Annotated in this window: 1 protein-coding gene; it reads right to left on the bottom strand. The window is 44.9% G+C overall.

Annotated elements, in window-relative coordinates; all coding sequences use genetic code 11:
- Positions 1-25: 25 nt before the first annotated feature.
- Positions 26-1,222 carry an IS4 family transposase gene (locus tag J5X92_RS20835; protein ID WP_126873844.1) on the bottom strand — a complete coding sequence of 399 codons (1,197 nt, stop codon included), beginning with the start codon at positions 1,220-1,222 and terminating at the stop codon, positions 26-28.
- Positions 1,223-1,334: the final 112 nt, after the last annotated feature.

The following is a 1,334-nucleotide window of genomic DNA, read 5'->3' on the forward strand; positions in this document are numbered from 1 at the left end:
CTGAGGGATCCCCACGAATTTAATTTCATGTACCTCCACCCCAGGCTTCGTCTACTAAGGAGCTGTACCACTCGAGTGCAGCTTTCCATTGTCGTATGGTAAACCGTATCCTACAGGCGATAGCCCTGAGCCCAAGGTAGTGGAACGATAAAACTCTTTTTGTATTGGTGTTTGCTTGGAAGCGACGATGTTTACTTGAGGTGACTAGCATCATACCGAGCATTATGGCGACAACAGAGGCTAACGTTGTTAGTAACACCAATAGTGTAAGACGCTGCTTTTTGTAACTTTTGTTTTGTTCGTAACCTAACCCGAACCGTGTGCTTTTCATATCTCTGAAGCCTTCTTCAATTTGCATACGCTGCCGATAGATAGCGACAACTTGTTTAGATAAATGACGATGAGAAGCGAGTGAAGTCGCTAACAGCCACGGATCTTTCGCCCCTTGTGCGTGGATTTTCGAACGCTTAGATGATTTGCGTGTTCCGTCTGGGTTAGTGGCGTGACGCCCCTTGGACTTTTGTTTAAACAGAATAAGCGTACAGGCAAAGGGATTGCTTCTTACTATCTGGCTATTATCAAAACGCTTAGGTCGACCGGTTGCTTGGGCGTAAAGATGACGAATACATTGCCACGTATTTCCTCTATCAAGCGAGTAAAAATGGGGCTTACGGATACGCCCAACAATATCCCATCGTAGCGCCAAGACTTCCCTAAACCAAGGTGACTTATACCCTGCATCAGTGACGATAATAGGCCGACAGTCGGCAGGCAATATGGTGTGTAAGGTCCTTAAGAATGCCCTGTGTGTGGCTGGTTTCTCTTTGGTCTTGTTGCAATGAACTTCCTGATAAAGTGTGATGGGCCTACCTTTTAAAGATATCGCCGCACGTAAGAGAAAATGCTTTTTACGGTCATCTAAATCTGACCAATCAATTGATATGACGGGGCGTGATGTGCTGCCACAAAATAGTTGGCAAATAGCGACATAAATAAAAGGGGCTTCGCTAAGCAGATTGGGGTTTGAAAGCAAACGGTCAGCACGTTTGATTCGATGCTTCTCAAATGCTCTGGTGTTAATACCTCGGCCGATGCTTGTGACAGTCGCAGCGCTTCCATTGAGCAAACTCTTAACACAAGCAATAACTGCTTTTTGCCGAGTCTTGTGCATTTTAAAGCTGACAAGCGATACGACTTTGTTCACAATAGATAGGGCATTCATGGCTGTTTGGTCTCAGTGATGTTTGGCGATTGATCTGATCACCAAACGCCATGAATGTTCCCTTCTTTTTTATCTCACTGATTTTGCTATATTATTTGTGGGGATACCTCAG

The sequence above is a fragment of the Alteromonas sp. K632G genome (assembly GCF_017653625.1).
Lineage (GTDB): Bacteria > Pseudomonadota > Gammaproteobacteria > Enterobacterales > Alteromonadaceae > Alteromonas > Alteromonas naphthalenivorans.

Coding starts and splice junctions, on each gene's coding strand:
- J5X92_RS20835 (WP_126873844.1), bottom strand. CDS start 1,222: ATGAATGCCCTATCTATTGTGAACAAAGTCGTATCGCTTGTCAGCTTT.